This is a genomic window from Actinoalloteichus spitiensis RMV-1378 (assembly GCF_000239155.1).
Lineage (GTDB): Bacteria > Actinomycetota > Actinomycetes > Mycobacteriales > Pseudonocardiaceae > Actinoalloteichus_B > Actinoalloteichus_B spitiensis.
The window spans coordinates 1-5,112 of sequence record NZ_AGVX02000633.1; the positions used below are offsets into that span (position 1 = coordinate 1).

Here is a 5,112-nt window from a genome sequence, read left to right on the forward strand (position 1 = left end):
TCGCGCAACGCCGGGCCGGTCGCGACCTCTCCGCGCTGCTCGACCGCATCCCCCGCACCGCCAGGCTGGTCACCGCCGAAGGACCGCACCCGGTCCCGGTGGCCGACCTCGGCCCCGGCGACCGCATCGTCGTCGCCCCCGGTGAGGTGGTGCCCGTCGACGCGGGAGTCACCGCGGACGCGGCCTTCGACGAGTCGGCGCTCACCGGCGAACCGGGCCCGGTCACCAGGAGAGCCGGCGACACCGTCCGCAGCGGCGTCGTCAGCGTGGGGGAGGCCGTGGAACTCGTCGCCACCGCCTCCGCCGAGGACAGCACCTACGCGGGAGTCGTCCGCCTCGCCGAGCAGGCCGGGGCCGGGACCGCGCCCGTCGCCCGCCTGGCCGACCAGGTGGCCGCCTGGTTCCTGCCCACCGCGCTCGCCATCGCGGGCCTGTCCTGGCTCGCCACGGGGGACGCGGTCCGCGCGGTCGCCGTGCTGGTGGTGGCCACCCCGTGCCCGCTCCTGCTCGCGGTGCCGATCGCCGTCACCGGCGGGGTGTCCCTGGCCGCCCGGTCGGGTGTCGTCGTCAAGGACGGGGGAACGCTCGAACTCCTGGGCCGGGCGGCCACCCTGGCCACGGACAAGACCGGAACGGTGACCGTGGGACGTCCCGAGGTGGTGGGCGTCGTCTGCGCCCCCGGGGAGGACGCCGGACGGGTGCTGGCCCAGGCGGCGGCCGTCGAGAGCTACTCCACCCACGTGCTGGCCGGCGCCGTCGTCCGCGCCGCCGCCGGAGCAGGCCTCCGCCCGGCGCGTGCCACCGGCGTACGCGAACGCCACGGGGAGGGGGTGGAGGGTCGCGTCGAGGGCAGCGTGGTCCGCGTCGGACGGGCCGGTGACGAGAGCGCCCTGCCCGACTGGGCGCGGGGCGCCGCGAGCCGAGGCCGGTTGGACCTGGCGACCCCGGTGTGGGTCACCGTCGACGGTCGACTCCGGGGCGCACTGCTGGTGCGGGACAGGGTCAGGACCGACGCCGGACGGACCATCCGCCGCCTCCGCGCGGTCGGCCTGCGGGACATCGCGCTGGTGACGGGTGATCGGGTCGCCAACGCGGAGGAGGTGGCCGCCCTCCTCGGGCTCGACGCGGTGCGGGCGGAGGCGTCCCCGGCCGACAAGATCCAGTGCGTGCGCGACCAGCGGAGGCAGGGCATCACCGTCATGGTCGGTGACGGTGTCAACGACGCTCCGGCGCTGGCCGCGGCCGATGTCGGGGTGGCCCTGGGCTCCCGGGGCTCGACGGCGGCGGCCCAGGCGGCCGACGCCGTCATCCTCGACGACCGGATCGACCGGCTCGCTGACGTGGTGGAGATCGCTCGGCGCACCCGGGGGATCGCCGTGCGGAGCGCCGTGGTGGGCACATCGCTGTCGGCGGTGGCGATGGTCGTCGCGGCGGCCGGCTGGCTGCCGCCCGTGGCGGGCGCGGTGACCCAGGAGGGCATCGACGTGGTGGTCATCCTGTACGCCCTCCGCGCGTTGCGGCGCCCCCGCCGCACGAGGATCGGGGACCCGACCGACCAGATGCTGCGCCGCTTCGCCGCCGAGCACGACGAGCTCCAGCCCACCAGGATCGCGGTGCGGCAGGCGGCCGACGCCCTCTCCGGCGGGCCCGGCCCGGTCGCCGACGCGGAGCTCCAGCGCGCCCACCGCCTGCTCGTCGACCACCTGCTGCCCCACGAACGCGCCGAGGAACGGGACCTGTACCCGAGGGTCGGAGCGCTCCTCGGCGGGCGGGAGGCCATGAGCACCATGAGCAGGAGCCACGTGGAGATCGAACGTCTCATCCGCCGGCTGGGACGGCACCTGGCGGAGTCGGGAGGCCGGGTGCGGCCCGACCAGGTCGACGACCTGCGGGCCACGCTCTACGGTCTGGACGCCGTGCTGACCCTGCACTTCGCCCAAGAGGAGGAAGCGTTCTTCACCCTCGCCGACCCGGACGCCGCCTCACGGGACGGGGAACGCGGGCGCGGACCGGACCGCACCGAGGGGACCTGACCGAGGAACAGCAGCGGGACGTCGTGTCCCGCACCCACCCCCGGGCCGGGGAGGTCGACGGCCGTCGCGAGCGGCGGAAGGGGTACCGGCTCCCAACCCGTGCGGGAGGTCGGCGGGGCGCTCGGAGACGTGTCCCCGTTCCCGCCCGGCTGGTGGCGGAGCGGACCGCACCCCCGAACGACAGCGGCCCCTGGAACGCTTCCCATGCGGATCGCATGGGCCCGAGCAGGACGGGCTCGGGGTTCCAGGGGCCGGGTAGCTGTCTGGTATTCGCCGACCGCTCACCCGTCGGTGGAAGGACCACCGCGCGGGGCCGGCGTAGGTGTTGCCGAGGCGGTCCTAGCGGACAGCCACCTCACGAGTCCTAGAGCTCTTCACTGCTGGACCACCTCCTTTCTCGTGTACGGCGAGACTAGGTCGGGTCCTGGGAAGGTCGCAACCAGTTTTTCCCGTGACGCGGATGACCCGGCCGGGAGGGCCGGCGGGCCGAGGTTGACCCGGCGGGTGGCGGCCTGGCGGCCCTCCTGCGGTACGCGGCGCCGGCCGTGCCACACCTCGGAGGCGAGCGGGACCACCTCTGACGCTTCCGGCGGGGGCACCCCGTCCCGGGGTGCCCGGAACCACGTCAGCTTCCTCACGGGCGCCGGGTGCGACGAACCAGGCGTTCTCGGGTACGTCGGTTCCACGACGCCGACGACCCCCGGTTCCGGCGACATCGCCGAGGCCGAGCCCTGCGGTCGCGGTGTGGTGGGCGGGCTTGCTCGCGACCCTGCTCGCCGGGTTGGCCGACAGCCTTCGGGCACCGACGCGGTCCTCGGCCGGGCAGCTGGACCACGGCTCCCGCCGAGGCGGGCGGGGCGTCGACGACGAGGGTGACGCCGTACCCGGACGGCTGTGGAGCGGGGGGTCCTGGTCGCGGCGCGGCGGGTGGCGCTCCCGGGGGCGGGGCGGCGTCCGCGACCCTGGTGGGGAGCCCAGGACCTGCTGGGGCACCGGTCGAGGTCGACGCGGGGCGGCCGCAAGACGGCCGAGCCCGCCCCGAGCACTGGTGCGACGGGCCGTCGACACGCCGGGCGGAGGTTGCCCCCGCCCGTGCGGCCCCGAGCCGGGATGCGGGCGGTCCCACCCCGGCCGGTGGCGGACGCGGGTGAGCTGATCGCGAGCTGGCCCGTCACTCGCCACCGCCCGTGTCCCCCACCTGAGCCCCGCCAGCGGACCTGACCCGGCTCCGGCGCGCGGTCGACGCGCCCGGGTGCGTCGGGCGACACCACGACCGGTCGCCGGGTGGCGGTGTGCGCGGGACGCGCCGCCTTGCTGCCTCGCGGCCGGAGCGGCGGCGCGGAATCCGACCGGCGGCCTGCTCGGGACGGGGCACGTGAATACGCGCCGTGACAGGGGGCGTGGTAGTCGGGGTCGGCAATCCCCGGCTGGCGGATGGTCGGCGGTGGCCCGGGCCGCCGGTCTTCTTATCGGGTGCACTCACGGAGCGTGCGGCAAATTCCGGTGAGGACGGCGAGGTAATCCAGAAAGAGCGGGCGTTACCTGAGTGTGATATAAACCTCCGTTTTCTGCTGCGCCGTTCGCGTGAGCGGCACGGCGCTCACGGCCCGGTCGTCCCCCCGTTCGCCCGGGTCGGAGTGGCAGTGTTGGGTGCGCGGGGAGCGGGGTGGTGCTGGTGGCGCGGCGGTGCGTTAGCGCCGGTTCGGGGCGCAATGCGCAGGTGGCGGTGCTCTCCGGGGCCGGGGCGGGGGTGTTGGCTGGTACCGGCTTCGCTGGCGCTCCACTGTCACTGTCCGAAGCGGAGGATCTCCAGGTCTTGGGCCGATCGGAGGTACACCGAGTCAAGTTGAGGATTCAAGTAACTCTCTGGTCAAGCGAATCCTCCTGTCGGCTCACTCGCCCCCGGGCTATTCATGTGGTCATCTTGATCATGCTATGCTCGCCGCCGCAGTGGCACGAATAGCTGGAATATTGAAGACGGCGTTCCGGAATGATGACCGGTGTGGGTGCCGGGTTCCCGGTTGTGGAGCCTCGACCGCCGGTCCGTGACGACGTCTTGCGGATCCGATTCTTCGTGATAAGGAGATTTCTCTCTTGGCACAGTCTCCTTCCCCCGCCTCGCGGCGTGATCCGCGACGTGCCCGACCAGGGGCCGGCGGGCCACTGGCGCGTGCGGTTCCCGCGTGGCGGGAGGCGGCCGAGCGCTTCCCGCACTGGCGCGTCCGCGCTGTCGACGAGGCTCGACGGCTCTGGCGGCGGGTCGTGGACGGTCCGGCGCCACAACAGCCGCAACCCCCGGCCGAGTCCAGGGAACTCCTTCCGAGCGTGCTGGCCAGCCTCGCGCTGCGTGACCTGACCCTGGTCGAGTTGCTGCTCCAGCGGGTGGAACAGGCGGAGGAACGCGAGGAGAACCCCGAACAGCTGGAGTTCCTCTACCAGATCGACCACCTCGCCACCCGGATGCGGCGCAACGGCGAGAACCTGCTCGTCCTGGCCGGCAAGGACAGCGAAACCCCGCACTACGGCCCGGTCCCCCTCATCGACGTGGTCCGCGCCGCCACCTCGGAGATCGCCAGCTACCACCGGGTCCGGACCGAGACCATGCCGGACGTCCAACTCGTCGGCGGCGCCGCCAACGACGTCAGCCACCTGCTGGCCGAGCTGCTGGACAACGCGGCGGCGAACTCCCCGAGGGAGGCGGCCGTGGTCGTCTCGTCCCCGGCGGGCGCCAACGGGGAGCTGCGGCTCCAGGTGCAGGACCCGGGGATCGGAGTGCCCCCGGAGCGGCTGACGCGGCTCAACGCCCGCCTCGCGGGGACCCCACTGCTCGACGCCAGCGTGGCGCGCCACATGGGGCTCTACGTGGTGAGCCGCCTGGCCCACCGGCACGGCATCCGGGTGAGCCTGCGGTCCCGTCCCGGCGAGGGCACGACCGCGAGCGTGGTGCTCCCGGACCGCCTCGTCAGGGCCCGGCCCGCGAGCAACCCGACCAGCAGCCGCATCGTCGCGCCCGCGAACAGGCGGCCCGTCGCGGAGCCGCACCCCCAGCGGCCGCCGCTGCCCGGCCGCGCCCCCACCT

General features: G+C 74.4%; 2 protein-coding genes. Both read left to right on the forward strand.

Annotation, left to right across the window (positions count from 1 at the left end; genetic code table 11):
* A partial coding sequence (locus ACTIDRAF_RS30690; RefSeq protein ID WP_016701076.1) for a heavy metal translocating P-type ATPase occupies positions 1 to 2,033 on the forward strand: 2,033 nt, incomplete at its 5' end.
* A gap of 2,325 nt (positions 2,034 to 4,358) precedes the next feature.
* Positions 4,359 to 5,112, forward strand: a 754-nt coding sequence (locus ACTIDRAF_RS30695; RefSeq protein ID WP_245533617.1) for a sensor histidine kinase, incomplete at its 3' end; no start/stop codon positions are given.